The organism is Streptomyces sp. GESEQ-35 (assembly GCF_017948485.1).
Classification (GTDB): Bacteria; Actinomycetota; Actinomycetes; order Streptomycetales; family Streptomycetaceae; genus Streptomyces.
Genome location: NZ_JAFFSX010000011.1, coordinates 104919 through 128744, shown reverse-complemented (window position 1 = coordinate 128744; position 23826 = coordinate 104919). Strand labels below are relative to the sequence as shown.

Below are 23826 nucleotides of genomic sequence, written 5' to 3'. Positions count from 1 at the left end.
TCAGCCCAGCAGAACGTCGTCGTCGCCCAGCCGCTTGAGCTCGCGGTAGAGGATGGCGAGGCCGGTGACGATGGCGGCGGCGGACACGGCCGCGTCGATCAGGCGCAGCGTGTCGTTCTCGGAGCGGGCCCTCTTGACCTGCTTCGCGACACTGACCGCGCCGAACGCGGTGGTGGCCATGGACAGGTACGTACCGGACTTGGACTTCTTGAAGCCCTTGGCCTTGGACAGTGCCTTACTCACAGCGACGGAGCCTCCTCGAGCAACGGGTGCCCCCACCTTTCCACGAAGGCGGCCTCTACGGCGGCCCCGACCTTGTACAGACGGTCGTCCTTCAGCGCCGGCGCGATGATCTGAAGCCCGACTGGGAGGTTGTCCTCCGGCGCGAGACCGCAGGGCAGCGACATGGCCGCGTTGCCGGCCAGGTTGGTCGGGATGGTGCACAGGTCCGCGAGATACATCGCCATCGGGTCGTCGGCGCGCTCGCCGATCGGGAAGGCGGTGGTCGGCGTCGTCGGGGAGACGATGACGTCGACCTGCTCGAAGGCCTTCTCGAAGTCGCGGGTGATGAGCGTACGGACCTTCTGGGCGCTGCCGTAGTACGCGTCGTAGTAGCCACTCGAGAGGGCATACGTACCGAGCATGATGCGGCGCTTCACCTCGGGGCCGAAGCCCGCCTCACGGGTGAGGGAGGTGACCTCCTCGGCGGAGTGCGTGCCGTCGTCGCCGGTCCGCAGGCCGTAGCGCAGGCCGTCGAAGCGGGCGAGGTTGGAGGAGCACTCGGAGGGCGCGATCAGGTAGTACGCCGACAGGGCCAGGTCGAAGGACGGGCAGTCCAGCTCGACGATCTCGGCGCCCAGCTCCTTCAGCAGCGCGACGGACTCGTCGAAGCGCTGGATGACACCGGCCTGGTAGCCCTCGCCGCGGAACTGCTTGACGACGCCGACGCGCATGCCCTGGACGCTGCCGTTGCGGGCGGCCTCGACGACCGGCGGGACCGGGGCGTCGATGGAGGTGGAGTCCATCGGGTCGTGCCCGGCGATGACCTCGTGCAGAAGCGCCGCGTCCAGGACCGTACGGGCGCAGGGGCCGCCCTGGTCGAGGGAGCTGGAGAAGGCGACCATGCCGTAGCGGGAGACCGCTCCGTACGTCGGCTTCACGCCCACCGTGCCGGTGACCGAGGCCGGCTGGCGGATGGAACCGCCGGTGTCGGTGCCGATGGCGAGGGGGGCCATGTGCGCGGCCAGCGCGGCGGAGGAACCGCCGCCGGAGCCGCCGGGGATCCTCGTGAGGTCCCAGGGGTTGCCGGTGGGCCCGTAGGCGCTGTTCTCGGTGCTGGACCCCATGGCGAACTCGTCCATGTTGGTCTTGCCGAGGATGACGACGTCGGCGGCCTTCAGCCGCTTGGTGAGCGTCGCGTCGTACGGCGGGATCCAGCCCTCGAGGATCTTGGAACCGACGGTGGTCGGGATGCCCTCGGTGGTGAAGATGTCCTTCAGCGCGAGGGGAACGCCGGCGAGCGGGCCGAGCTTCTCGCCCTTGGCGCGCTTCTCGTCGACGGCGCGGGCCTGGGCCAACGCCCCCTCGCGGTTGATGTGCAGGAAGGCGTGGACCTTCTCGTCGACGGCCTCGATACGGGCCAGGTGGGCCTCGGTGACCTGTACCGCGGTGAGTTCACCGGAAGCGATCTTCGCGGCGGTCTCGGCGGCGGTGAGCTTGATGATGTTGCTGTCCGTCATGGCGGTTTTAGTCCTCCCCCAGGATCTGCGGCACCTTGAAACGCTGCTGCTCCTGGGCCGGGGCGCCGGAGAGCGCCTGCTCGGGGGTGAGCGACGGACGGACCTCGTCCGCCCGCATGACGTTCGTCAGCGGGAGCGGGTGCGAGGTCGGCGGTACGTCTTGGTCGGCGACCTCACTGACGCGTGCGACCGCGCCGATGATGTCGTCCAGCTGTCCCGCGAAGTGTTCGAGCTCTTCGGGCTTCAGCTCCAGACGCGCCAGCCGTGCGAGGTGGGCGACCTCCTCGCGCGTGATGCCAGGCATGCAGCGATCCTCTGGGGTGAGAGTGTGTGGTTTGGGGCCAATCCTATGGGGCGGGGACCCGTGACCGTGAAACGGTTTCCGCGCCCCCGCGGGGCAGCGCCCCAAAGGGGCGCGGGGAACTGCGCGACAAGCCACGACGGCGCCGCACCCGCCACGGCGAAAACCCCCACGGCGGCCCGGCGCCAAAGAACCTAGTCAGCCGCAGGCAGTGCAGCCCGCGGCCGCTGCCACCCCCGCGACCCCCGCGCCCGCAACCACGCCGTCGCCTCCTCGGCCGGCATCGCCGCGGCGACCAGCCAGCCCTGTACGGCGTCACACCGCAGATCCCGCAACCGCTCCCACGTCTCGTCGTCCTCGACGCCTTCCGCCACCACGAGCAGACCCAGCGAGTGGGCGAGATCCACCGTGCACCGCACGATCTCCGCGTCCTCGTTGTCGATTGCCAGCCGGGCGACGAAGGAACGGTCGATCTTCAGCTCGCTCACCGGCAGCCGCCGCAGATGCACGAGCGACGAGTACCCGGTACCGAAGTCGTCCAGCGACATCTTCACGCCGTGCCCGGTCAGTCCGGCGAGGGTGTCGGCGGCTCGCTGCGGGTCCTCCAGCAGCACATGTTCCGTTATCTCCAGCTGGAGCGACCCCGCCGGGACGCCGTGCCGGGCGAGCCGCGCGGCCACGGAGCCCGCGAACCCGGGGGTGTGGACGTCGCGCGGGGACACGTTCACCGCGACCGGGACGTGCAGCCCCTGTGCGCGCCACTTGGCGACCTGGGCGAGCGCGGTGTCCAGCACGTACTCCGTCAGATGCGGCATCAGTCCGGACGACTCGGCGATCGCTATGAACTCGTCCGGCGGCACCTTCCCGCGCTCGGGATGCACCCAGCGGACCAACGCCTCGAGACCGGCGACCTGTCCGTCGAAGCGGACCTTGGGCTGGTAGTGCAGCTCCACCTCGTGCGCGTCGAGCGCGCGCCGCAGATCGCCCAGCAGTCCGAGCCGGTCGGGGGTGTTGGAGTCCCGCTTGGACTCGTAGACCTCGACGCCCGTGCGGTCCCGCTTCGCCTGGTACATCGCCACGTCCGCCCGGCGCAGCAGGCCCTCCGCGTCGAGGGCGTGGTCCGGGAACACGGCGACTCCGGCGCTGGCCTCCAGGACCAGGGTGAGTCCGTCGAGGTCGAGCGGGGAGCTGAGCGCGGCGACCAGGCCGCGCGCGATACGGGTCGCGGACGTCGTGGAGTCGGCGACCGGCAGTAAGACGGCGAACTCGTCCCCGCCGAGCCGCGCGGCCTCCGCCCCGCGCGGCAGCGCCACCCGCAGCCGGTCGGCTATCTGAAGCAGCAGCCGGTCACCGGCGAGATGACCGAGCGTGTCATTGACCGATCGGAAGCGGTCGAGGTCGATCAGCATCAGGGCGGACCGTGCGCCGATGCGCTCGGCGTCGTCCAGCGCGGTCCATATGCGTTCGAGCAGCCACTGCCGGTTGGGCAGTCCGGTGAGCGGGTCGCGCAGTTGCTCCTCGGCCCGGGCCCGGGCTATCCACAGGGTGAAGTCGAGGGCGATCAGGGGGATCGAGAACATCGGCAGCAGCACCGGCTTGGCCACGGCCACGACACACACCAGCGGTGCGATGCCGAGCAGCGCGACCGTGACCAGGCCCTGTCTGACCAGGGCGGTGCGGGCGACCGTGGGCAGACCACCGGTGCGCGGGGCGTGCAGATACCAGAGCAGAGTGCGGGTCACCAGGAGATAGGCGACCGCGACGAGGACCACTTCGGGGGCGGTGTAGAACGTCCAGGTGTCGGGGTTCCACGGGGTCTCGACGGACGGCACCCGGCCGAACGCGGCCAGCACCAGGGCACCCGCGCCGATGCCGAGGATGTCGACCGCGCCGTGCAGCACGCCCTGCCGCCAGCGGTTGCGGCGGGCTATGCCGACCAGGACGACGACGGTGAGGCTGACCATTCCGGCGGGCACCCAGCCGTACAGCATCAGAACGGCGAGGGTGAGGGCGGCGCCGGAGCCGGTGCCGCCCCACCAGCGGGCGCGGCCGAGCGCGACCAGGTGGCCGACGATGATGCCGGTCAGCACCGCGAGCGACCAGCCCACGGCGCCGGACGGGAAGAGGGCGTGGTCACCGGTGAACCCACGGAAGAAGCCGCCGCCCAGGACGAATCCGGCCCCCGCGACGACCGCGGCGGGCAGTGCGGGCCACGATGCGTGCCGGTCCGCGTCGAGGTCCGGCAGTGTGCTGTGCGCTTGTTCGGCGGTGAGTTGTGCGGTACCCCGGCCGTCGGCCGCGGGGCGCTGTCCGGCGGTACGCTCCTCCGTGCCCGGACGCGCCGCGGACCGCCCGCCCCACCGGCTCCCCCGCCATGCGTCGGCGACCCGGCGCAGGCGCAGCCGCGAGTACGGGGCGGCGCTCTCGGTCGGTTCCATTCCCGTCCCTCTCACAGCCGGCGGTGCCCACGCCACGCGGCCCGCTGCCAGACATCCCTCGACGGCGCCGCGCTGGAAGACCCTTCCCCCTGCCCTTCAAGGCCCTCTCTGAGCAAGGGGATGCCCCAACCGCAGCTGGGCACGGCAGGCGCACCCCTCAACAGTAGGCCGCAGAAGGCTTCTACGGGCAGCGGTCGTCGACGGTTGCCCGATTGCGCCCCGGCCACCCGTATGCATCTGGTATGCGCCGAACGGGTGGCCTTCAACCGCTACTCCTCTGTCGGAAGGGCGACTTCGGCGGCTGCCTCCGGCCCCTGTTCCAGCAGGACGTTGAAACCGTCCTCGTTCAGTACCGGCACCTTCAACTGCATCGCCTTGTCGTACTTCGAACCTGGATTGTCACCCACAACGACGAAAGACGTCTTCTTCGAAACAGAACCGGTCACTTTCGCTCCCCGGTCCTGTAGCGCTTCCTTGGCCCCGTCCCGCGTGAAGTGTTCGAGCGTGCCGGTGACGACGACGGTGTGTCCTTCGAGCGGACGCGGGCCCTCGTCCTCTCCGGCGCCCTCCTCCTCCATGCGGACGCCGGCCGCCTTCCACTTTCGGATGATCTCCTGGTGCCACTCCTCGGCGAACCATTCCTTGAGCGAGGCGGCGATGATCGCGCCGACGCCGTCGGTGTTCGCCAGCTCCTCCTCGGTGGCCTGCTCGATCCGGTCGATGGAGCGGAACTCCCGGGCCAGCGCCACGGCGGCGACCGGTCCGACGTGACGGATCGACAGGCCGGTGATGATCCGGGCGAGTGGGCGCTCCTTGGCCGCCGCGATGTTCTCCAGCATGGCGACCGCGTTCTTCTTGGGCTCGCCCTGCTGATTGGCGAAGACCGTGGCGATCTTCTCCTCGCCGGTCTTCGGGTCGCGCTTGGGCAGGCCGCTGTCCTGGTCGAGGACGTACGCCCTGATGGGCAGCAGCTGCTCGATGGTGAGGTCGAACAGGTCGCCCTCGTCGACGAGCGGCGGCTCGGCCGGCTCCAGCGGCTTGGTGAGCGCGGCGGCGGCGACATAGCCGAAGTGCTCGATGTCCAGCGCCTTGCGGCCGGCGAGGTAGAACAGGCGCTCACGCAACTGGGCCGGGCAGGTGCGGGCGTTCGGGCAGCGCAGGTCGACGTCGCCCTCCTTCATCGGCCGCAGCGCCGTGCCGCACTCGGGGCACTCGGCCGGCATCACGAACTCGCGCTCGCTGCCGTCCCGCAGATCGGCGACCGGACCGAGGATCTCCGGGATGACGTCGCCGGCCTTCCGCAGCACCACCGTGTCCCCGATCAGGACGCCCTTGGCCTTGACCACGTCCTGGTTGTGCAGGGTGGCGAACTCGACCTCGGAGCCCGCGACCGTCACCGGCTCGACCTGGGCGTACGGCGTGACCCGGCCCGTACGGCCCACGCCCACGCGGATGTTGATCAGCTTGGTGTTGACCTCTTCGGGCGCGTACTTGTACGCGATCGCCCAGCGCGGCGCGCGCGAGGTGGAGCCGAGCCGTCCCTGGAGCGGGATCTCGTCGAGCTTGACGACGACCCCGTCGATCTCGTGCTCCACGGAGTGGCGGTTCTCGCCGTAGTACGCGATGAACTCCCGCACGCCGTCGAGGTCGTCGACCACCCTGTTGTGCCGTGACGTGGGCAGACCCCAGGTCTTGAGCAGGTCGTACGCCTGGGAGAGGCGGGTGAGGCCGTCGAAGCCCTCCAGGGCGCCGATGCCGTGGACGACCATGTGGAGCGGGCGGGTGGCGGTGATCCTCGGGTCCTTCTGGCGCAGCGAACCGGCCGCCGCGTTGCGCGGGTTGGCGAAGGGGTTGTGGCCCCCCTCCACCAGGCGGGCGTTGAGCTCCTCGAACTTCTCCATCGGGAAGTAGACCTCGCCGCGGATCTCCACCAGATCCGGGACTCGGTCGCCCTTGAGACGGTCCGGGATCTCGGCGATCGTCCGGACGTTGGGCGTGATGTCCTCGCCCGTGCGGCCGTCGCCGCGGGTCGCCGCGCGGGTGAGGCGGCCGTGTTCGTAGGTGAGGTTGACGGCGAGGCCGTCGACCTTGAGCTCGCAGAGCAGGTGGTAGCCGGAGGTGCCGACGTCCTTGGCGACCCGCTCGGCCCAGGCGGCGAGCTCCTCGTCGCTGAAGGCGTTGTCCAGGGAGAGCATGCGCTGGCGGTGCTCGACGGACGTGAACTCCGTCTCGTACGCCCCCGCGACCTTCTGGGTCGGCGAGTCCGGTGTGCGCAGCTCCGGATACTCCTCCTCCAGCGCCTCCAACGAGCGCAGGAGCTTGTCGAACTCCGCGTCGCTGACGACGGGAGCGTCCTTCACGTAGTACCGGAAGCGGTGCTCCTCGATCTGCTCAGCGAGCTGCGCGTGCTTCTCCCGCGCCTCGGCGGGCACCGTCGTCTCCGCTTGCTTGTCGCCGGCCACCGTGTTGTCCTCCCGTTACTCAGGGTTGTCCGCGAGGGATCTCGCCGCCTGGACGCAGTGGGCGAGAGCCCGGCGCGCGTACTCGGGGGAAGCGCCCGCGAGTCCGCACGACGGGGTGACCGTGACCGCCTCCGCGAGAAGCCCCGGAGACAGCCCCAGCCTGCGCCACAGCGTCCTGACACCCATGACGCTACCGGCAGGGTCTGACAATGGGCCGTCCGTGCCGGGGACGACACCGGCGAAGAGCCGGGTCCCCGCTTCCACCGCCTCGCCGATCGTGTCGTCGTCACGCTCGGTGAGGAGCGAGAAGTCGAAGGAGATCGCCGTCGCGCCCGCCCGGCGCAGCAGGGCGAACGGGACGTCCGGTGCGCACGAGTGCACCACGACGGGGCCGCTCTCGTGAACCCCGGCGACATCCCGGAGCGTGGCCTCGACGACCTGGCGGTCGACGGCCCGGTGGGTGCGGTATCCGCTGGCGGACTTCACGTGGCCGCGCAGTACGGCGGTGAGGGAGGGTTCGTCGAGCTGGAGGACGAGTTGGGCACCGGGCACGCGGCGCTGGACCTCCGCGAGGTGCTCCCGCAGCCCCTCGGCGAGCGATCCGGCGAGGTCGCGGCAGGCTCCGGTGTCGGAGAGGGCGGCCTCGCCGTTCTTCAGCTCCAGCGCGGCCGCCAGGGTCCAGGGTCCGACGGCCTGCACCTTGAGCGGGCCCTCGTATCCCTGGGTGAACTCCTCCAACGCGTCGAGGTCTTCGCCCAGCCATGACCGGGCCCGCTTGGTGTCCCGGCCCGGGCGGTCGCCGATCCGCCAGGCGCTGGGCTCCACGCGCGCGTACAGCTCGACGAGCAGTCCGGCGGTCCGGCCGATCATGTCCGCGCCGGGTCCGCGGGCGGGCAACTCGGGGAGGAACGGAAAGTCACCGAAGCTCCCGGTGACGGTTTTGGCGGCCTCACGGCTGTCGCCGCCGGGCATGGAGCCCACGCCGGTGGCGGGACCGAAGGTGAACTGGCTGTTTTCACTCACGCCGGAAGCCTACGGAACCGCCCGGCTGAGGTCAGCGCCCAGGCCGTACCGTCAGGTCGCTGACCTCCGCGTCCGCGGGGAGATCGATCGCCATGAGGATCGTCGTCGCCACCGACTCGGGGTCGATCCACTGCGAGGAGTCGTACTCCTTGCCCTCCTGCTGATGGACCTTGGCCTGCATGGGGCTCGCCGTGCGGCCGGGGTAGACCGAGGTGACCCGGACGCCGTTGCCGTGCTCCTCGTTGCGCAGAGCATCCGCCAGGGCCTTCAGGCCGTGCTTGGAGGCTGCGTACGCGGACCAGTCGGCGCTTGCCCGGAGTCCCGCGCCCGAGTTGACGAACACCACGTGGCCGCGGGTGGTGCGGAGTTGGGGCAGGAAGTGGCGGGTCAGTTCGGCGGGGGCGACGAGGTTGACGTTGAGCTGGTGACGCCAGGACCTGGGGGTCAGGTCGCCGACCGGGCCGAGGTCGACGACGCCCGCGATGTGCAGCAGGGAGTCCACCCGGTCGGGCAGCGTCTGGTGCGAGAAGGCCCAGCTCAGCTTGTCCGGGTCCGCGAGGTCGCCCACCAGCGTCTGCACGCCCGGGAACTCCGACGCCAGTTCTTTCGCGCGGCCCGCGTCGCGCGCGTGCAGGACGAGTTCGTCCCCGCGCGCGTGGAGGCGGCGGGCGACGGCCGCTCCGATGCCGCTGCCCGCACCGGTGATCACATGTGTAGCCATGAGCGCCATGCTCGCATCAGGCCACGCCCTGGCTCTCCTCCAGGTAGGCCATCGCGCCCACCGGCTCCTCGGCGAAGAACACCAGGTCGGTCAGCGGACGGGGCAGGAAGCCCTCGTCCTCCATGCGCCGGAACTGCTCCTTGAGGCCGTCGTAGAAGCCCGCGGTGTTGAGCAGCACGACCGGCTTGTCGGTGTGCCCGTGCTTCTTCAGCTCAAGGATCTCGGTCGCCTCGTCCAGCGTTCCGGTGCCGCCCACCATGATCACCACGGCGTCGGCCTTCTCCAGCAGCAGCCTCTTGCGCTCGGCGAGGTCCCGCGCGATGACCATCTCGTCGGCGCCTGTGCGCGCCTTGGCGGCGAGGAAGTCCACCGAGACCCCGAGCAGCCGCCCGCCGGTCTCCTGCACGCCGTCGGCGACCACCTTCATCAGGCCTACGTCGGAGCCGCCCCACACCAGCGTGTGGCCGCCCTTGCCGATGAGCTTCGCGAACTCCCGCGCGGGGCGCGTGTAGCGGTCGGAGAGGTCGGCGGCGGAGAGAAAGACGCAGATTCGCATGAAGTCACCGTACGCGGGAAGAACCGGCGCTCCGCGAGTGCTTTTCCGGTATGGCTGATGGACACACGATCACGATCGAGCAGGGCACCCAGCGCGTGCGGGTGGTCCGCGGCGACCAGGTAGTGGCGGAGAGCGAGCGCCCCTTGGTCCTGCGCGAGACCGGCTGTCCCGTGCGCTACTACCTCCCCGCCGAGGACGTACGCCTCGACCTCCTGGCTCCCTCCGAGACGCACACGTACTGCCCCTTCAAGGGAACGGCCTCCTACTGGTCGCTGCCGGACGCGGCCGATTTCGTCTGGTCGTACCCCGACCCCAAGACGGACGTCTCCCAGATCAAGGACCATCTCTGCTTCTACGAAGTAGAAGTGGTGTGAGTGGAAGTGTCGTGAGCGATTAGTTCCCTGCCGGGTGGGAGTCTCCACGGCATGGACAAGAAGACCCTTTCGCGCGACGGCACCCCGCTCGCCTACGCACGCACCGGACAGGGCCCGGCGGTCGTCCTGGTCAGCGGCGCGATGTCCACCGGCGCCACGGTGGCGCCGCTGGCCGGGCCGCTCTCCGACGGCTTCAGTGTCGTCGTGTACGACCGCCGAGGGCGCGGCGAGAGCGGTGACACGCCGCCGTACACGGTGGAGCGGGAGGTCGAGGACCTCGCGGCGCTCATCGAAGCGGTGGGCGGGGAGGCTGCGTTGTACGGCATCTCGTCGGGCGGCGCACTGGTCCTCGAGGCGGCGGCGAGCGGGCTGCCGGTCAGCAAGGTCGCCGTCTACGAGACGCCGTTCGCCGTGTACGAGGGCGGAGCGAAGGAGCGCGCCGAGTACACCGAGCGGCTGACGGCGGCACTGGCGGAGGGCCGGCGTGGGGACGCTGTCGAGCTGTTCCTGAGGCTGACGGGGCTGGCCGAGGAGATGATCCAGGGCGCCCGCCAAGCCCCCATGTGGTCCGCCATGGAGTCCATCGCGCCGAGCCTGGCCTACGACGACGCCGTCATGGGCGACGGACTCCTCCCCCGGCACCGGCTCGCCTCGATCACCGTCCCGGTCCTGGCCGTCGCGGGCGACGCCAGCCCCGCATGGCTGCGTGAGGCGACGCAGGCGGTCGCGGAGACGGCACCCAACGGCACGTACCGGAGCCTGGAGGGGCAGACGCACATGGTGGATCCGCAGGTTCTGGGGCCGGTGCTCGCCGAGTTCTTCACGCAGTAGGCGGCCTGACAGCTACGCGGGAACGGCACTCGCCCGCGTCGTCGAAGCGATCGTCGCCGACCCCACCACGCGCGTGCCGTCGTACAGGACGATCGCCTGGCCGGGGGCCACTCCGCGGACCGGCTCGGTGAACGACACCTCCAGGGAGCCGTCGATCAGTTCGGCGGTCACCTCGGTCTCGCCGCCGTGGGCGCGGAGCTGGGCCGTGTAGGTGCCGGGGCCGGAGGGGGCCGCGCCGCACCAGCGGGGCTTGATCGCGGTCAGCCCGGTGACGTCGAGGGCGGCGGCCGGGCCGACCGTCACCGTGTTGTCGACCGGGGAGATGTCGAGGACGTAGCGCGGCTTGCCGTCGGACGCCGGGTGGCCGATCCTCAGCCCCTTGCGCTGGCCGATGGTGAAGCCGTACGCGCCCTCGTGCGTGCCGAGCTTCGCGCCCGACTCGTCGACGATGTCGCCCTCCGCCTTGCCCAGCCGGTTCGCCAGAAAGCCCTGTGTGTCGCCGTCGGCGATGAAGCAGACGTCGTGCGAGTCGGGCTTCTTGGCGACGGCGAGGGCGCGGCGCTCGGCCTCCGCGCGGATCTCGTCCTTCGTGGTCACGGTGTCGCCGAGCGGGAACATCGCGTGGGCGAGCTGCCGGTCGTCCAGGACGCCGAGGACGTACGACTGGTCCTTCGCCATGTCGGAGGCGCGGTGCAGCTCGCGGGTGCCGTGCTCGTCCACGATCACCTTGGCGTAGTGGCCGGTGCACACCGCGTCGAAGCCGAGCGCGAGCGCCTTGTCCAGCAGGGCGGCGAACTTGATCTTCTCGTTGCAGCGCAGACAGGGGTTCGGGGTGCGGCCGGCCTCGTACTCGGCGACGAAGTCCTCGACGACGTCCTCGCGGAAGCGGTCGGCGAGATCCCACACGTAGAAGGGGATGCCGATGACGTCGGCGGCGCGGCGGGCGTCGCGGGAGTCCTCGATGGTGCAACAGCCCCGCGCGCCCGTGCGGAAGGATTGAGGGTTCGCGGAGAGGGCGAGGTGGACGCCGGTCACGTCGTGGCCCGCTTCGGCCGCGCGGGCGGCGGCGACGGCGGAGTCCACGCCGCCCGACATGGCGGCGAGTACGCGGAGGGGGCGGGGGCGCTGCGGAGTCTCAGTCATAGCCCTTCCAGGGTAAGGGCCCGCGGGAACCAAGGCTCACGAGTATCCGTTCACGATCACATGGGGGCGAGAAGAGCAGCCAAGGACTCCGGGGGCGCGGCCAAGGACCCGGGGGGCAAGGACACCGACCGGCGCATCGGGCGGCGGGCCCTGCTGGCCGGCACAGCCGTCGCCGCGGTGGGCACGGCCGTGCTGGCGCGCGACGAGCTGGGGCGCCTGTGGTGGCGGGTGCCGGGCGTGGAGAAGCCGCGCAAGGCGGGCGCGGTCGACTACACGGGTGCGAAGTGGGTGGCGGCGTCCTCGGCGAACTGGCGGCGCGCGGACCGGCCCGACGACTTCGGCATAGACATGGTGATCATCCATGTCACCCAGGGCAGCTTCGACAGCGCGGTGAAGGTCTTTCAGGACCCGGGGCACGGGGCGGCGGCGCACTACATCGTCCGCAAGGACGGCCACATCACGCAGATGATCCGCGAGCTGGACGTCGCGTACCACGCGGGCAACCGCGACTACAACGAGCGGAGCGTCGGCATCGAGCACGAGGGCTTCGTCGACCGGCCCGAGGACTTCACGGACGAGATGTACGCCGCATCCGCTCGCCTGACGGCCCGTATCTGCGCGCGCTACGACATCCCCGTCGACCGGGAGCACATCCTCGGGCATGTGGAGGTGCCGGGCACGGACCACACCGACCCGGGTGAGGGCTGGGACTGGGAGCGGTACATGCGGCTGGTCCGGGAGGCGGGCGCCGGCGCGACAGGCCGGACGCAACCGGCGGGCCAGGCGTGACCGGCGTCAGCTGAGTCCGGCCACCCTGGCCCGTTCCACCGCCGGGCCGATCGCCTTGGCCAGCGCCTCCACGTCCGCTTCGGTCGAGGTGTGGCCGAGGGAGAAGCGGAGGGTGCCGCGGGCGAGGTCCGGGTCGGTTCCGGTGGCGAGGAGGACGTGGCTGGGCTGGGCGACGCCGGCGGTGCAGGCCGATCCGGTGGAGCATTCGATGCCCTGGGCGTCCAGGAGGAGGAGCAGCGAGTCTCCTTCGCAGCCCGGGAACGTGAAGTGGGCGTTCGCCGGAAGGCGGCCCTCGGTCGAAGGGTCGCCCCCGAGGATCGCGTCCGGAACGGTCGAACGGACCGCCGCGACCAGGTCGTCACGCAGACTGCCGATCTCCCGGGCGAACCACTCGCGCTGTTCGGCGGCGAGGCGTCCGGCGACCGCGAAGGAGGCGATGGCCGGGACGTCGAGGGTGCCGGAGCGGACGTGGCGCTCCTGACCGCCGCCGTGCAGGACGGGTACGGGCGTGTACTCGCGGCCGAGGATCAGCGCGCCGATGCCGTACGGGCCGCCGATCTTGTGGCCCGAGACCGTCATCGCGGCGAGGCCGGAAGCGGCGAAGTCGACGGGGACCTGGCCGAAGGCCTGGACGGCGTCGGCGTGCAGGGGGACGTCGAACTCGGCGGCGGTTTCGGCGAGTTCGCGGATCGGCAGGACCGTGCCGATCTCGTTGTTCGCCCACATCACGGTGGCGAGGGCCACATCGTCGGGGTTGCGGGCGATGGCCTCGCGGAGGGCGTCGGGGTGGACCCGGCCGTAGGTGTCGACCGGGAGGTACTCGACCGTGGCGCCCTCGTGTTCGCCGAGCCAGTGGACGGCGTCGAGGACCGCGTGGTGCTCCACGGGGCTTGCGAGGACCCGGGTGCGGGCCGGGTCGGCGTCTCGGCGGGACCAGTACAGGCCCTTGACGGCGAGGTTGTCGGCCTCGGTGCCGCCGGAGGTGAAGACGACCTCGCTGGGGCGGGCGGCGAGGGCTTCGGCCAGCGTTTCGCGGGCCTCCTCCACGGTTCGCCTTGCCTGGCGGCCCGATGCGTGCAGGGAGGACGCGTTGCCGGTGACGCCGAGGTGCGCGGTGAGTGCCTCGACTGCCTCGGGGAGCATCGGGGTGGTCGCGGCGTGGTCGAGGTATGCCATGGTGACGCCGATTCTACGGGTCCGCTGCGCTGGGCTTGGGCCGCCCGGTCGCACCTGGATCCCCGTTGCGACGGACCCTGCGCTGCAGGCTGTGCCCGCCCTCCCTCATCGCCCTGCGGAACGACTGCCCACAGCGGTGCGGCAGTACAGCGGGGGGCGACTGCGACGGCACGTGTGCGGGTGTCAGTACGCCTAGCCGTACCTCAGAAACTCCACGACACCGTGCTGTCCGCCTGCATGAACGCCAGCAGGACCAGCAGGTCGGCGATGCCGAGACCCAGGCCCAGGTAGGCGCGGCCCTTGCGAGTCGTTCCGCGCCAGAGGGCCGTGGTTGCCAGGGCGATGGCGATCGGGCCGAGGAAGAGGTTGAGGACGAGGATGCCTACGAGGCCGAGGATGAAGGCGGCGACGGCCATGCCGTCGGCGTCGCGGGCGGTGGTGCGGCGGGTGGCAGGGGCGGTGAGTTGCATGGTGATTCAGCTCCCGAAAGGCGTTGGCCGAGCGGTCAGTTGGTGGATGTGTGGCGCCGGCGGCCGTGGCGCTCACGGAGCGCGAAGATGCCGAGCCAGACGGCGATCACGACGGCGGCGACGACGGTGAGTTCGAGCGGCGCGTGGGCCACGGCGCCCATGACGACGCCCAGCAGCAGGAGCGCGGCAACGAGGAACAGCATGGGATCGGATCCCCCTCCGAGGTGCGTCCGGGAGGCAGTGGATGTGCCTCGCGTTACGGTTCAGTGAACGCTTGTGGTTACAACTGTTCACTGACTGACGAGTCTAGCGCGTCCCACGGCTTTTCAATTACGGAGAACAGTTGTTAACTGCATGGCATGAGTCACACCCTCGGCCTCCGGCAGGCCCAGAAACAGAAAACCCGGCAGGCGCTCCTGGACGCCGCCCTGGGACTGCTGGAGGAGCAGAGCCTGAGCAGCCTGGGCCTGCGTGAGGTGACCCGCGAGGTCGGCGTCGCCCCGACCGCCTTCTACCGGCACTTCCGCTCAACGGCAGACCTGGGCGTCGCACTGGTCGAGGAGGCGCTCGGCAGTCTGCACGAGATGATCCGGCTGGTGGTGTCCGCGACGAACGACCCCGACGAACGCATAGCCCGCGCCATCAAGTTGATCGACGGACATGTCGAGGCGCATCCCGCCCACATCCGATTCATCGCGCGTGAGCGCAGCGGCGGGGTCCGGACGGTACGGGAGGCCATCCGCGACCAACTGGCCCGGTTCGCCGAGGAGGTGAAGGCCGAGCTGGTCAAGGACCCCCAGGCCAAGGGGTGGACCGACGACGACCTGTCGATGCTCGCCAGCCTCTATGTCGACCAGATGCTGTTCACGGCCTCGCTCTTCCTGGAGGCGCTGGACGCCCCGCAGGAGGAGCGCGAGCGCGTCGCCCATGTCGCGGCCCGGCAGCTGCGGCTCATCAGCATCGGCCGGCAGCACTGGCTCGACTGAGGTCGCCGGCAGGCACACAGGGACAAAGAGGCGGCGCGCCCGTTCACCGGGCGCGCCGCCTCCGTCGTACGAGATCCGTGGTCAGCTCTTCGTCGCCTGGGCGGTCGGCTGGCCGCTCGGCGCACCGCTGGGCATGCCGCCGCCCTGGCTACCGCCGCAGCCGCCGCCCTGGCCACCGCCGGGGCCACCCTGGCCGCCCTGGCCGCCGCCGGGGGCACCGGACGGCATGCCGGAGGGATTGCCGCTGGGTGCGCCGGAGGCGGCCGCGCCGGTCGGCGCCCCCGACGGCGCACCGCTGGGCATGGCGGAGGGGTTGCCGCTCGGCCTGCCCGACGGGTTGCCGGACGGACAGGCCTGCTGCTGGCCGGAGTTGCCGCTGTTCGTGGTGGACGACGAGTCGTCCGAACCACCGCAGGCCGTGAGCAGCAGGGGCGAGAGAGCCAACAGGGCCACGGCGGGGACGAGGCGCGCACGCTTCATGAGAAACAACTCCAAGAACGATGAGGGAGTCCTGAGGCGGGCACTCAATCAACGGCGCTTAGGGAGTCCTTGGGGCTGCCCTGTACGCGACCTGTCAACCAGGCAAAGCAGGTGTCAACACACCGCGCTGACCTGCGACTTCGCATCGATCCTCGACTTACTCGCTGGTACAGCCCCGTGACAGAAGCGTCATCAAAGCCGCACTCGCGCCAACTGGCGCGACTGCGCGACCAGTCGGTCCGCGCTGTCCCAGACCTCGGCGTCCTCCTCCAGGAAGCCGCCGGCGAGGTTGCGTGTGGTGATGGACACCCGCAGCGGGCCCGGGGCGGGGCGGCAGCGGACGTGGACGGTCAGTTCGACCGTCGGGACCCAGCCGCTGAGGCCGATCTCGAAGGCGGTCGGGGGCAGCGCGTCCACCGCGAGGAGCAGTGAGAAGGGGTCGGGCTCCCGGCCGTCGGCGAGCCCGAACCAGGCCCGCATCTCGCCCCTGCCGGACGGGGATCCGAGCGCCCAGCCCAGCGTCGACGGGTCGAGCTTCAGCATCAGCCGGTCGGCGATCGCGGAGCTGCCGGAGACCGGGGCCGGTCCGTCCTCGGGACCGAAGCACTGGTCCATCGGCGGGATCGCGGGCGGCTGTGCCGTCGTACGGACGTCGTCCGGCAGGGAGCCGAGGTCGCCATAGGAGGCGAGGACGCGGATGCGTTCGACTTCGCGGCCTTCGTCGTCGTACTGGAAGAGCGAGGCCTGACCGGTGGAGAGCGTGCGGCCGGTGCGGACGACGTCCGTGCGGACGATCGCCGGGCCGGGCCGGGAGGCGGTGAGGTAGTGCGCGGAGATCGTGAAGGGGTCGCCGTGCGGCAGGGCGTCCGCGAGGGCGCGGCCCAGGACGGCCAGCAGATAGCCGCCGTTGACGGCGTTGATGATCGTCCAGCCGGCGGAGAGGTCGATGTCGTAGACGCCGGGTTCGCGCGGGGTGAGCGCGGTGTCCCGGTCGAACTCGCTGTCGCCGATCGTGGCCCGCGTGGCCGGGGCGGAGGCTGCTTCTGGCATGGGTGAACGGTACAACAGGTAACTACTAAGCGGTAGCTTTTCCCAAAGCGCCCACAGTCTCCCGAGGGTGAGGCGCGCACAATTTCTCGGTAAGTGTCCGCACTCGTCCGTAAACCCGAGGCCGTCTCCACCCCTCTGTAGGGACATGAGCCTTACCGGGACCCCGTTCCTCTGCACCCTGATCGTGCTGTCCCTCGTCGCCCTCGCGCTGCCGCTCGTCCTGTGGTCGCGGATCCGCGGCCCCCGGCCCCTGCGCGCCCTCGCCCGCATGCTGATGCTGATGTTCGCCCAGGGCACGGCCGTCGCGCTCGTCTTCGTGCTGGTCAACAACCAGAACCTGCTGTACGACGACTGGGGCGACCTGCTCGGCACGGGCAACCATGTGCAGCAGGCGGCCGACCTCGGCCCGGACGGCACCGGCGGCATCGCGCTGGGCGAGCTGCCCCCTGTCCGGCAGACGTTCTCACCCGCTCTCGGGCCGGGCATGAGCGCCGCAGGCGGCGTGCGGGTCACCCGTCTGACGGGCCAGGTCTCGGGCGTGCGCGCCGAGGTCTACGTCTGGCTGCCGCCGCAGTACGACGAGCCCGCCTACCGGAATCACAAGTTCCCGGTGGTGGAGCTGCTGCCGGGCTATCCCGGCTCGGCGAGGGCGTGGTTCAAGGCGATGCGCGCGCATGAGCAGCTGCTGCCGCTGATGCGCAGTGGCCGGGTCGCGCCGTTCATCCTGGTGGCGCCGCGCACCACCCTGCTGCCCGGGGTGGACACCGGCTGCGCGAACATCCCGGGCAAGGTGAACGCCGACAGCTGGCTGAGCGTCGATGTGCCGCGGATGGTCATGGCCAACTTCCGGGCCCAGCCCGCGCCCAGGGGCTGGGCGGTGGCCGGGTACTCGGCGGGCGGGCACTGTGCCACGAAGCTCGCCGTCGCCCACCCCGACCGCTACCGGGCCGCCGTCAGCCTGTCCGGCTACAACGACCCGAAGGCCGAGCACGCTTCGCTGACCTCGAAGTCCCCGGAACTGCGCGCGGAGAACGACCCGTATCTCCTGCTGCGCAAGGCCCGCACCCCGCCCCCGGTCGCGCTCTACCTCTCCGGCCAGCCGCGCGACGGGTACGAGGCGGCCCTGGCCCTCCAGCGGGCCGCGCAGGCGCCCACCTCCGTGCAGGTGGTGTTCCTGCCGCGCAGTGCGGGCGGCCACACGATGGCGCTGTGGGAGCCGCAGGTGGTCCCGGCGTTCGAATGGCTCAGCCGGCTGCCGGGGACTACTCCTCCCGTACCGTCGACCGTCGGTTCCAGGCGCGCGGCGCTCGCCAGTGGAACCGCATCGCCAGTAGCCGCAGCACGAAGGCGGTGAGGGCCGCGAACCCGCTGGCGAGCGGGGTCAGAGCGTCGTAGCGGATGCACAGGACGACCATCGTGGCACCGACTATCGCGGGGACGGCGTACAGATCGCGGTCCCAGCGCAGCAGTGACGGCACCTCGTTGGCGAGGACGTCCCGCAGCACACCGCCGCCGACGGCGGTCGCCAGGCCCAGCGTCGCCGAGGCGGTCAGGTTGAGCCCGTACTCGTACGCTTTCGTCGTCCCCGAGACGCAGAACAGGCCGAGGCCCGCCGCGTCGAAGACGTTCACGCCGGCCTGGATACGCTCCACCTGCGGGTGCAGGAAGAAGACCAGCAGGGCGGCGACCAACGGGGTGAGGAAGTACCCCAGGTCCGTGAAGGCCGCGGGCGGTACGGCACCGATGACCAGGTCGCGGAAGAGCCCGCCGCCGAGCGCGGTGACCTCGGCGAGGACGGCGATGCCGAAGACGTCGAAGTTCTTGCGGACGGCCAGCAGCGCGCCGGAGATGGCGAAGACGAAGATGCCGATCAGGTCGAGCGTGTGCTGGACGGACGGGCTGAAGAGTTGCTGGAGCACCCGAACATTCTGACGCGTCGAGGGGCGTGGACCTTACAAACAAAGGTCCACGCCCCTCCAGGTGCTGCTCGGGGTGCTACTTGTCCGACTGCTCCGGCGAGTCCGAGGCCTCAGGCGAGTCCGTCGACTCCGGCGCCTCCGGTGACTTCGTGGGCTCGGCCGACTCGGCCGACACCGCCTTCGCCACCGCCGCGCTCGTCTCCGCCGACTCCGCGAGCACCTCGTCCGACACCAGCTCCGCCGCCTCCTTGGCCGCGGTGAGCAGAACGGTGTCCTGCGGTGCCTGGTCCTCGAAGTTCTCCGGGTGGTGGCAGGCGACCTGCTGGCCGGGCTTCAACTCCACCAGCTGCGGCTCGGCGGTCGTGCAGATCTGCGTCGCCTTCCAGCACCGGGTGTGGAAGCGGCAGCCGCTCGGCGGGGCGATCGGCGAGGGCACATCGCCCTTGAGCAGGATGCGGTCGCTCTTGGCGTTCTTGCGCCGCGGGTCCGGGATCGGCACCGCCGACATCAGCGCCTTGGTGTACGGGTGCATCGGCGCCTTGTACAGCGACTCGCGGTCGGCGAGTTCGACGATCTTGCCGAGGTACATCACCGCGATCCGGTCCGAGACGTGCCGGACGACCGAGAGGTCGTGCGCGATGATCACGTACGTCAGGCCCAGCTCCTGCTGGAGGTCGTCGAGCAGGTTCACCACCTGCGCCTGGATCGACACGTCGAGCGCCGAGACCGGCTCGTCCGCGACGACCAGCTTCGGGTTCAGAGCGAGGGCCCGCGCGATACCGATGCGCTGGCGCTGGCCGCCGGAGAATTCGTGCGGATAGCGGTTGTAGTGCTCGGGGTTGAGGCCGACCACCGACAGCAGCCGCTGCACCTCCTTCTTGATGCCGCCCTCGGGCGTGACGCCCTGGAGCTTGAAGGGGGCGCCGATGATGGTGCCGATGGTGTGGCGCGGGTTCAGCGACGAGTACGGGTCCTGGAAGATCATCTGCACATCGCGGCGCAGCGGGCGCATCCCGCTGACGCCGAGGTGTGTGATGTCCGTGCCCTCGAACTCGACCCTGCCGGCGGTCGGTTCGAGCAGCCGGGTGATCAGGCGGCCCATCGTCGACTTGCCGCAGCCCGACTCGCCGACCACACCGAGGGTTTCGCCGGACCTGACCTCGAAGTCGATGCCGTCGACCGCGCGTACCGCACCGACCTGCCGCTGGAGCAGGCCTTTGCGGATCGGGAAGTGTTTCTGGAGCCCGGTCACCTTCAGCAGGGTCTCGCCGTGGGCGGCGTCGCGCTTGGTGATCACCGTGCCTTGGCTCTGCGCAGGGATGCTCACTTTGTCCTCGCTCACAGCTTCGGCGCAATCTCTTCGGTCCAGATCCGCTCCCGCTGCTCCCTGGTCATATGGCAGGCGGCCCAGTGCTGGCTGCCGACCTCGGCCAGTTCGGGGCGGACCGTGCGGGTGAGGTCGTCCTTGGGGATGTCGGCGTACGGGCAGCGCGGGTTGAAGGCACAGCCGGACGGGATGTTGATCAGGGACGGCGGGGAGCCCTTGACCGGGATGAGCCGCTCCTGCTGGTCACGGTCCAGACGCGGCATCGATCCGAGCAGGCCCCAGGTGTAGGGGTGGCGGGGCTCGTAGAACACCTTCTCGGCCGGGCCACGCTCCACACAGCGGCCGCCGTACATCACCAGGATGTCGTCGGAGAGCTCGGCGACGACGCCCAGGTCATGGGTGATGATGACGACCGCGGAGCCGAACTCCGTCTGAAGATCGCGGATCAGGTCGAGGATCTGCGCCTGGACGGTCACGTCGAGGGCGGTCGTCGGCTCGTCCGCGATGAGCAGGTCCGGGTTGTTGACCAGCGACATCGCGATCATCGCCCGCTGGCGCATACCGCCGGAGAACTCGTGCGCGTAGCTGTCGACCCGCTTGTCCGGCTGCGGGATGCCCACCCGGTCGAGCATCTCGACCGCGCGCCGCTTGGCGGTCTTCTTGTCGACGTTGTTGTGGATGCGGTACGCCTCCACGATCTGCTGGCCGATCGTGTAGTACGGGTGCAGCGCGGACAGCGGATCCTGGAAGATCATCGCCATCTCGCGGCCGCGCAGCTTGCGCACGTAGTCGAGGTCGGCCGACAGCAGCTCGGTGCCGTCCAGCCAGATCTCCCCGGAGATCTGCGCCTTGCGCTTGCCGTACTGGCCGGCGGTGTGCAGGCCCATGATGCCGAGCGAGGTCACCGACTTGCCGGAGCCCGACTCGCCCACGATGCCGAGGGTCTTGCCCTTCTCCAGCTGGAAGCTGAGCCCGTCGACGGACTTGACCAGGCCGTCGTCGGTCGGGAAGTGCACCTTCAGGTCGCGCACTTCGAGGAAGGCGGTCGGGGCGGGCGAGGTACCGGTGGGCTCACCCACGGCCGCGCCCGTTTTGCTGAGTTCGGTCATGCGAGCCTCACTCGGGGGTCGATCACGGCGTACAGGATGTCCACCACGAGGTTGGCGACGAGCACCGCGAGAGATGTGATCAAGGTGACGCCCAGGATGACGGGCAGGTCCTGGTTTCTGATCGCCTGGAGCACGGCCTGGCCGAGGCCGGGCAGATTGAACGTCGTCTCGGTCAGGATCGCACCGCCGATGAGGGCGCCGAGGTCCATGCCGAGCATGGTCAGGATGGGCGTCATCGTCGAGCGCATGGCGTGCTTGCCGATGACGGTCTGCTCCTTGAGGCCCTTGGCGCGCGCGGTGCGGATGTAGTCCTCGCCGAGGATCTCCAGCATGGTGGCGCGGGTGATCCGGGCGTACATCGCCGCGTACAGGAACGCGAGGGTGATCCAGGGCAGGATCATGCCGCCGAGCCAGCCACCGAAGCTGTCTTCGAGGGGCACGTACGACGCGTCGATCCAGTTCAGACCGAAGGCGAAGATCGCCAGGCTGAGCAGGCCGGTGAAGTAGATCGGCAGGGAGACACCGGCGAGGGCGATGACCATGGCGCCGCGGTCCCACAGGGTGCCCCGCTTGAGCGCGGAGAGCACACCGGCCGCAACACCGAAGATCAGCCACAGTACGGCGGCACCGAGCGCGAGACCCAGGGTCACCGGGAAGCGGTCGGTGAGCACCGGCCAGATGGCCTGCTCACTGCGGAAGGAGTAGCCGAAGCACGGCGCGGCGCACTCGGTGACGTCACCGCCGCCCGAGTAAGTGCGGCCGACGAAGATGCCCTTGAAGAACTCCCAGACCTGGGCATAGATCGGGTCACTGAGACCCAGCTTCTGCCGCACCGCCTCCACCGAGGCGGGGTCGGCCTGCTTGCCCACGAAGCTCGCGGCGATGTCGACGCCCGCCCACTTGGGGACGAGGAAGAAGATGCCGAAGACCACCATGATGATGACCACGAGCATCACTGCGGCGGCGAACAACCGCCTGATGAGGTAAGCGAGCACAGCTCTCGGCCCGCCGCGGACCGCGGGCCACCGGAGGTCTTCCGGTGGCCCGCGATCACGCTGCGCCGGCCTTCACCTGCCTTTCGTGCCGTATGGCGGGTGTGCCGGGTGTCAGCTTGCGGACTTCAGACCGAGGTTGACGAAGTCGTACATACCGCTGAAGCCGTCGGTGGTGTAGACGTTCGCCAGTCGGTCGGAGCGCCAGTTGATGAACTTCTCGTAGACGAAGGGCAGGTAGTAACCGCCCTCCATCACCTTGTGGTTGATCTCCGTGGAGATCTCGGTCTTCTTCGCGTCGTCCAGCTCGCTGACGTAGTCGTCGAACAGCCCGTCGATCGTCTTGTCCTTGATCAGCGCGAAGTTGTTGTTACCGCTCTCCAGGATGTACTTGCTGTCCCACAGCGGCATGCCGTAGCCCTGGACGGTCGGGAAGTCCGGGCCCCAGCCCATGATGATGATGCCGTAGCCCTTCTTCACCACGTTGGAGGGGCTGCCGATGATGCCGGAGGTCTGCGAGCCGTCGAACTGGTCGATCTCGGCGGTGATGCCGATCTTCTTCAGCGACGCCTGGAGGGACTGGGCGGTGGCCACCTCGACCGGCTTGTTGTTGCGGACGGCGATGGTGGTCTTGAAGCCGTTCGGCTGACCGCAGGCCTTCAGCGCTTCCTTGGCCTTGGCCTCGTTGCCCTTCTTGTTGGCGCCCGCCATCTCGTACGGGTCGTACTTCTGACCCTCGGAGCCCGGGACGGACGGCGGCAGCATGTTGGTGCCGATGTCACCACCGGCGATGGGGCCACCGCGCGCGGTCTGCAGCGACACGTGGTCGGCACCGTAGATCACGGCCTTGCGGCACTCGATGTTGTCGAACGGCTTCACGCTCTGCGGGAAGGTCGCGTAGCGGATGTAGCCGGAGACCGGGTTGTCCAGGTTGGCCTTGTGCTCCTTCAGGGCGGTGGTGCGGCCCTGCGGCGACATGCCGGTCTGGTTGATGTCGAGGTCCAGGTCACCGTTGAGCAGGCGCTCGTCCAGCTGGTTGGCGTCCGAGAAGAACTGGACAGTGATCTTGTCCGGGTACGCCTTGCGGATCGGGTCCGAGGCCTGCTTCCAGTTGGTGTTGCGGACCAGCGTGATGTCCTTGCCCGGGCTGTACGACTCGAACTTGTACGGGCCGGAGGAGAACGGCTTCAGGCCGTACTTCGACTTGGTGTCCTTGTCCTGACGGACCGGCGACGCCGAGATCAGGGCCAGCACCTCCGCGAAGTCCGAGTTGGCCTGCGGCAGCTTGAAGACGATGGTCTTGTCGTCCGGCGTCTCGATCGCCTTCAGACCCAGCTTGTCCTTGGAGGTGTCCTTGTACGGGCCCTTGTACTCGCCCTTGGGGTCGAGCATGTCCTTCAGGTAGACCGGACCGCCGGACAGCACGTCCTGTGCCCAGACCCGCTCGATGCCGTACTTGACGTCCTTCGAGGTGATCGGCTTGCCGTCCTCCCAGGTGATGCCGTCACGCAGGGTGAACGTGTAGGTCTTGCCGTCGTCCGAGACCTTGCCGGTGTCGGTGGCGAGGTCCGGAGTGAGCTCGGCGCCGGCCTTGCCGGGCTCCGTCTTGCCCGTGACGAGCTGGCGGCTGTAGTAGCGCGCGAAGTTCCACATGAAGCCGTAGTAGCCACGCGTGGTGTCCCACGAGTCGGCGTCCTGGGCGCCACCGAACTTCAGCGTGCCGCCCTTCTTCGCCAGGTCGGCCTGGGCGACCTTGTTGTTGGCGGCGTCGAAGCCGGCCGCGCCGTTCTTCGAACCCCCGTCATCGCTGTCGCCACCGCCGCACGCCGCCGTGGTCAGCAGCGCGGCGACCGCGGCGACAGCGGCAAATGCCTGCTTACGCCGCCCTGAGGTGCGTTTGGTAGTCACGATCTCGGATCCTCCGGTTTTGATGAGAGACC

At 69.9% G+C, this 23826-nt stretch carries 24 protein-coding genes; 5 read left to right on the top strand and 19 right to left on the bottom strand.

Features of this window, described 5'->3' with window-relative positions; translation table 11 throughout:
* From KCH87_RS22480 to KCH87_RS22445, 8 genes are all read right to left on the bottom strand, one after another.
* Entirely contained in the window at positions 1-243 is a 243-nt protein-coding gene (locus KCH87_RS22480) for a hypothetical protein (protein WP_210588009.1), read from the bottom strand.
* Positions 240-1739: an Asp-tRNA(Asn)/Glu-tRNA(Gln) amidotransferase subunit GatA gene (gatA, locus tag KCH87_RS22475; RefSeq protein ID WP_210588008.1), complete on the bottom strand. Its 1500-nt coding sequence runs from the start codon at positions 1737-1739 to the stop codon at positions 240-242. The genes KCH87_RS22480 and gatA overlap by 4 nt, the downstream gene beginning before the upstream one ends.
* A 7-nt stretch (positions 1740-1746) precedes the next feature.
* Positions 1747-2043, bottom strand: a complete 297-nt coding sequence (gene gatC / locus KCH87_RS22470) for an Asp-tRNA(Asn)/Glu-tRNA(Gln) amidotransferase subunit GatC (protein ID WP_007384860.1) — start codon at positions 2041-2043, stop codon at positions 1747-1749.
* A 191-nt stretch (positions 2044-2234) separates the two neighbouring features.
* The gene (locus KCH87_RS22465) at positions 2235-4478 is read right to left on the bottom strand and encodes a bifunctional diguanylate cyclase/phosphodiesterase (protein WP_210588007.1); all 2244 of its coding nucleotides are present in this window, start codon (positions 4476-4478) and stop codon (positions 2235-2237) included.
* 269 nt (positions 4479-4747) lie between these two features.
* Positions 4748-6940: an NAD-dependent DNA ligase LigA gene (gene ligA, locus KCH87_RS22460; RefSeq protein ID WP_210588006.1), complete on the bottom strand. Its 2193-nt coding sequence runs from the start codon at positions 6938-6940 to the stop codon at positions 4748-4750.
* Positions 6941-6955: 15 nt separating this feature from the next.
* The gene (locus tag KCH87_RS22455) at positions 6956-7963 is read right to left on the bottom strand and encodes a methionine synthase (RefSeq protein WP_210588005.1); all 1008 of its coding nucleotides are present in this window, start codon (positions 7961-7963) and stop codon (positions 6956-6958) included.
* Between the two features lie 31 nt (positions 7964-7994).
* Positions 7995-8693 (bottom strand): SDR family oxidoreductase, encoded by a 699-nt coding sequence (locus KCH87_RS22450; protein WP_210588004.1) that lies wholly within the window; start codon positions 8691-8693, stop codon positions 7995-7997.
* Between the two features lie 7 nt (positions 8694-8700).
* Entirely contained in the window at positions 8701-9240 is a 540-nt protein-coding gene (locus tag KCH87_RS22445) for a TIGR00730 family Rossman fold protein (protein WP_210588003.1), read from the bottom strand.
* 50 nt (positions 9241-9290) lie between these two features.
* Here KCH87_RS22445 and KCH87_RS22440 point away from each other — a divergent pair, with 50 nt between their 5' ends.
* Positions 9291-9614, top strand: a complete 324-nt coding sequence (locus tag KCH87_RS22440) for a DUF427 domain-containing protein (protein ID WP_210588002.1) — start codon at positions 9291-9293, stop codon at positions 9612-9614.
* 51 nt (positions 9615-9665) lie between these two features.
* Positions 9666-10445: an alpha/beta fold hydrolase gene (locus KCH87_RS22435; protein ID WP_210588001.1), complete on the top strand. Its 780-nt coding sequence runs from the start codon at positions 9666-9668 to the stop codon at positions 10443-10445.
* 12 nt (positions 10446-10457) lie between these two features.
* Here KCH87_RS22435 and mnmA read toward each other — a convergent pair whose 3' ends face one another.
* Entirely contained in the window at positions 10458-11588 is a 1131-nt protein-coding gene (gene mnmA, locus KCH87_RS22430; RefSeq protein WP_210588000.1) for a tRNA 2-thiouridine(34) synthase MnmA, read from the bottom strand.
* Positions 11589-11648: 60 nt separating this feature from the next.
* Here mnmA and KCH87_RS22425 point away from each other — a divergent pair, with 60 nt between their 5' ends.
* Positions 11649-12377 carry an N-acetylmuramoyl-L-alanine amidase gene (locus KCH87_RS22425; RefSeq protein WP_210587999.1) on the top strand — a complete coding sequence of 243 codons (729 nt, stop codon included), beginning with the start codon at positions 11649-11651 and terminating at the stop codon, positions 12375-12377.
* A 6-nt stretch (positions 12378-12383) separates the two neighbouring features.
* On the opposite strand, the gene KCH87_RS22420 is transcribed toward KCH87_RS22425, so the two are convergent.
* From KCH87_RS22420 to KCH87_RS22410, 3 genes are all read right to left on the bottom strand, one after another.
* The gene (locus KCH87_RS22420; RefSeq protein ID WP_210587998.1) at positions 12384-13553 is read right to left on the bottom strand and encodes a cysteine desulfurase family protein; all 1170 of its coding nucleotides are present in this window, start codon (positions 13551-13553) and stop codon (positions 12384-12386) included.
* 203 nt (positions 13554-13756) lie between these two features.
* Complete coding sequence (locus KCH87_RS22415; RefSeq protein ID WP_210587997.1) at positions 13757-14023, bottom strand: DUF4190 domain-containing protein; 267 nt, start codon at positions 14021-14023, stop codon at positions 13757-13759.
* 35 nt (positions 14024-14058) lie between these two features.
* Entirely contained in the window at positions 14059-14226 is a 168-nt protein-coding gene (locus tag KCH87_RS22410; RefSeq protein ID WP_210587996.1) for a hypothetical protein, read from the bottom strand.
* A 156-nt stretch (positions 14227-14382) separates the two neighbouring features.
* On the opposite strand from KCH87_RS22410, the gene KCH87_RS22405 reads away from it, so the two are divergent.
* A complete protein-coding gene (locus tag KCH87_RS22405) occupies positions 14383-15009 on the top strand; it encodes a TetR family transcriptional regulator (protein WP_210587995.1) in 627 nt (208 codons plus the stop codon).
* An 81-nt stretch (positions 15010-15090) separates the two neighbouring features.
* Here KCH87_RS22405 and KCH87_RS22400 read toward each other — a convergent pair whose 3' ends face one another.
* Both KCH87_RS22400 and KCH87_RS22395 read right to left on the bottom strand, forming a co-directional pair.
* A complete protein-coding gene (locus KCH87_RS22400) occupies positions 15091-15489 on the bottom strand; it encodes a hypothetical protein (RefSeq protein WP_210587994.1) in 399 nt (132 codons plus the stop codon).
* Positions 15490-15681: 192 nt separating this feature from the next.
* On the bottom strand, positions 15682-16539 hold the full coding sequence (locus KCH87_RS22395) for a thioesterase family protein (RefSeq protein ID WP_210587993.1): 858 nt from the start codon (positions 16537-16539) through the stop codon (positions 15682-15684).
* Between the two features lie 145 nt (positions 16540-16684).
* Between KCH87_RS22395 and KCH87_RS22390 the strand changes: the two genes are divergently transcribed.
* The gene (locus KCH87_RS22390; RefSeq protein WP_210587992.1) at positions 16685-17893 is read left to right on the top strand and encodes an esterase family protein; all 1209 of its coding nucleotides are present in this window, start codon (positions 16685-16687) and stop codon (positions 17891-17893) included.
* On the opposite strand, the gene KCH87_RS22385 is transcribed toward KCH87_RS22390, so the two are convergent.
* The 5 genes from KCH87_RS22385 to KCH87_RS22365 all read right to left on the bottom strand — a co-directional run bounded on the left by KCH87_RS22385 (position 17802) and on the right by KCH87_RS22365 (position 23794).
* On the bottom strand, positions 17802-18458 hold the full coding sequence (locus KCH87_RS22385) for a trimeric intracellular cation channel family protein (RefSeq protein ID WP_210587991.1): 657 nt from the start codon (positions 18456-18458) through the stop codon (positions 17802-17804). The two genes, KCH87_RS22390 and KCH87_RS22385, sit on opposite strands and share 92 nt — an antisense overlap.
* Positions 18459-18534: 76 nt before the next feature.
* The gene (locus tag KCH87_RS22380) at positions 18535-19785 is read right to left on the bottom strand and encodes an ABC transporter ATP-binding protein (RefSeq protein WP_210587990.1); all 1251 of its coding nucleotides are present in this window, start codon (positions 19783-19785) and stop codon (positions 18535-18537) included.
* Between the two features lie 11 nt (positions 19786-19796).
* Positions 19797-20894: an ABC transporter ATP-binding protein gene (locus KCH87_RS22375; RefSeq protein WP_210587989.1), complete on the bottom strand. Its 1098-nt coding sequence runs from the start codon at positions 20892-20894 to the stop codon at positions 19797-19799.
* Positions 20891-21889 carry an ABC transporter permease gene (locus KCH87_RS22370; protein WP_210587988.1) on the bottom strand — a complete coding sequence of 333 codons (999 nt, stop codon included), beginning with the start codon at positions 21887-21889 and terminating at the stop codon, positions 20891-20893. Before KCH87_RS22370 ends, KCH87_RS22375 begins: the two co-directional genes overlap by 4 nt.
* 111 nt (positions 21890-22000) lie before the next feature.
* On the bottom strand, positions 22001-23794 hold the full coding sequence (locus KCH87_RS22365; RefSeq protein ID WP_210587987.1) for an ABC transporter substrate-binding protein: 1794 nt from the start codon (positions 23792-23794) through the stop codon (positions 22001-22003).
* Positions 23795-23826 lie beyond the last annotated feature (32 nt).